A 1,446-nucleotide genomic window follows, 5' to 3' on the forward strand; every position below is an offset into this window, starting at 1 on the left:
CAAGCCTTGCTCCTGAATACGAGCCTGCTCACCCTGAGATTTGATAGCTTCTAATGATTCGGTCAATCTAGCCATCTGATCTTGTAAGGTCTTCAAACTCGCTTCTTCAGAACGCAAGCTTACTTCTTCTTCAGCAATTTCTTTTTGCAATTGCTCCAGCTCTGGCTTGATGAAAATGCTGTTATTTTGGCGATTGGCACCACCCGCATAGGAACCACCTGTGCGCAACTCTGTGCCGTCCAAAGTCACCATACGAACCTGATAACGAACCCGGCGAGCAGCTGCACGAGCATGTTCTACGGTATCAAAGATAGCCGTCGTAGCTAGCAAGTTCTTGAAAATGGCTTCCAGTCTAGTATCGAATGTCACCAACTCATCTGCCATGCCCAGAAATCCTGAACTTGCAGCAATAGCATCTTGGTTCTGACTAGAAATCGTACGCGCCTTAATAGTGGTCAAAGGAAGGAAGGTCGCACGACCAGCTCTGTTACGTTTTAGGAAATCAATCGCCTTGGTTGCCGACTCTTCATCTTCTACGATGATATGCTGACTGCTGGCTCCAAGCGCAATCTCTAAGGCAGTTTGATAATGCACATCAAAGGTCAGGTGCTCACTAACAGCACCAATAATTCCACCAAGTCGGGCTTTTTCTTGGAGAACACTCTTAACACCTGCATAAAAGTTACTATGATTTCTCAGAATATTTTCCAAACTTTGGGCTCTAGCCTGCTTGTTTTTGAGACTATCCAGACGGTCAAAGAGTTGACTTTGTTGAGCTTGATAGGAAGTTTTCTGTTCCTCTTGCTCCTTGGCAATAGCTTGATAGTCGGCCAATAATTTCTGAACCTGTTCCTTAGCAGTTTCAAGCTCTTCTTTTTGCTGACTAGCCTTCTCTTTAGCTGTAGCCAGCTGTTCTTTCAGCTTTTCTAGTTGATCTGCTTGTTTTTGAGAAAGCTGACGACTATTTTCCAACTCGTTTTCGATACGGGTCAGCTGGTTTGAGACATCTGCTTCTTCTTGTAAAAGAGCTACAAAGCGTTCGCGTAAGAGCTCAATCATCTGATCAGGATCATCTGAAAAAGCCAGCAATTCAGCTTCTAAACGATTAAGTTTTTGATTATTTTGGACTAGATTTTCTTCTAAGAGAGCTAAAGAGCTTTCTTTTTCAGCCTTTTCCTGACTTAGAGCCTTTCTCTTATCCTCTAAAGTAGCCAAACGAGCTTGTGCTTCCTGTTGATTCAGGGCTACTTGCTCAGATTCCAGTTTCGATAAGGCTAATTTTCTCTCTAAATCACTAATCAGACTGGTCAAATCCATCAAACTGCCTTGGTCTTTGGCCATTTCAGCCTGTAAATCTTGGCGTTGCTTTTTAAGGTTTTGATTTTCTTCTTCTAATTTTTCACGCTTCTGGTAGTAGCTCGTCAAGAGGTCCTGCACCTGAGCCCA

The 1,446-nt window shown here is 43.4% G+C and carries 1 pseudogene; it reads right to left on the reverse strand.

The features are described 5' to 3' along the window. Positions 1-1,446, reverse strand: a pseudogene (locus tag QZ359_RS03770) (chromosome segregation protein SMC); the annotation flags it as partial.

This window comes from Streptococcus sp. (assembly GCF_019414905.1).
Classification (GTDB): Bacteria; Bacillota; Bacilli; order Lactobacillales; family Streptococcaceae; genus Streptococcus.